The following is a 1684-nucleotide window of genomic DNA, read 5'->3' on the forward strand; positions in this document are numbered from 1 at the left end:
GCACTGGGCCTCGCCGAGCACGCCTGGGTGGCCGGCGACGACCTCGGCGGAGTCGGCTCCGCCCAGCACGAGCGGGTCGAGCACGCGGTCGCTGCGGTCGCCGTCGAGCGGGCCGTGGACGACCGTGCCGACGCGCCCCACGACCGCGGCCGATCCCCCGACATGATCGGCATCCCAGTGCGTCAGCACGAGCAGGTCGATGCGGTCCACCCCGAGGAGCGCGAGGCAGCGCGCCAGGGCGGCCGGATCGGGCCCGGTGTCGACGAGCGCGGTCGCCTCCGCGGACCGGATGAGCACTGCATCGCCCTGGCCGACGTCGCATGCGGCGACATCCCAGCGGGCCGGCCGCGTTGAAGCCGACACGACGGGCGCGCCGAACGACACGCCGACGGGCACCGCCAACCCGATCGCGAGGAGCGCGACGCCGGCCGCACGCAGTCGTGGGCGTGATGGCGGCGCGAACGCGACGGCGAGGGCGAGTGCGGTGCAGGCGGCGAGCAGGGCCGCGCCCGGGGCATCCGGAAGCCAGGCGAGCCGGCCGCCCGGAAGTCCGGCGGTGCCGTGCGCGACGAGGGCGATCCACGTGGCCGGGACCCACGCGACCTGCAGGAACGCCGCGCCGACGGAGGGCAGGACCGGCAGGACGAGGCATCCGAGGAGCCCGACGACGGTGGCGACCGGGGCCGCCGGCGCGGCGAGCAGGTTCGCGGGCACGCCGTAGACGGCGATTGCCGGGTCGAGCAGCACGAGGATGGGCTGGCAGGCGAGCTGCGCGGCGACCGGCACGGCCAGCACCATGGCGAGYGGTCGTGGCATCAGGCGGCCGAGGACGACGGCCAGCGGCGCCGCCAGGAGCAGGAGTCCGGCCGTCGCGGCCGCCGACAACGCGAAGCCGTAGTCGCGCGCCAGCCAGGGATCGAACACGAGCAGTCCGACCACCGCGACCGACAATGCGGCGACGCCGCCGCCYGGGCGGCCAGACGCGATGGCGATGAGCACGACGACGGCCATCGCCCCGGCCCGCACGACGCTCGGCTGCGGCGTCACGAGCACGACGAACCCCGCGAGGGCGACCAGCGCGAGCCCGACGCGCACGCCGCGACGCAGCCCGCACGCCGCCGCGAGGGCGAACGCGGCAGCCGTGATGATGGCGCAGTTCGCACCGGAGACCGCGGTGAGGTGGCTGAGCGAGCTCGCCTTCATCGCCGCGTCGAGCTCGACGCCGACCGCGGCCGTGTCGCCGATGGCGAGTCCGGGCACGAGCGCGCCGCCGTCGCCACCGAGGGCGGTCGACGCCGTCGCGAGCCCCGATCGGAGCGCCACGGCCCAGCCGAGCCACGGCGGCGGTGCGATCACGCGCGCGTCGCCGGTCGGCCGGAGCTGGAAGCCGTGCTGCTCCGCGCCGGGCAGGGCCACCACTCGCGTGGGGAAGGAGAGGCGGGTGCCGAGTGAGAGCTCTTCTCCGGGGAGCTCGAGCATCACGGTCGAGGAGACGGCCGGAACCTCGACGCCGTCCACGCCGATGACCTGGGCGTCGACCCGGAAGGTCGGAGCGGCTGCCTCGCCGGATGACGCCCACGGCGGCGCCCGCACCGGCCGCGGGCCGGAAGCCACCTCGATCAGGACGTCGACGACGACGTGGGCATCGGCGGCCGCGGCAAGCGGCGACTCGGCGCGCCGTTCC

Annotated in this window: 1 protein-coding gene; it reads right to left on the minus strand. The window is 76.3% G+C overall.

Features of this window, described 5'->3' with window-relative positions:
• On the minus strand, window positions 1-1684 hold a 1684-nt coding region (locus tag AC1DY2_RS19500; RefSeq protein WP_476763915.1), incomplete at both ends, for a ComEC/Rec2 family competence protein.

The organism is Agromyces sp. P1_H4, from assembly GCF_056405255.1.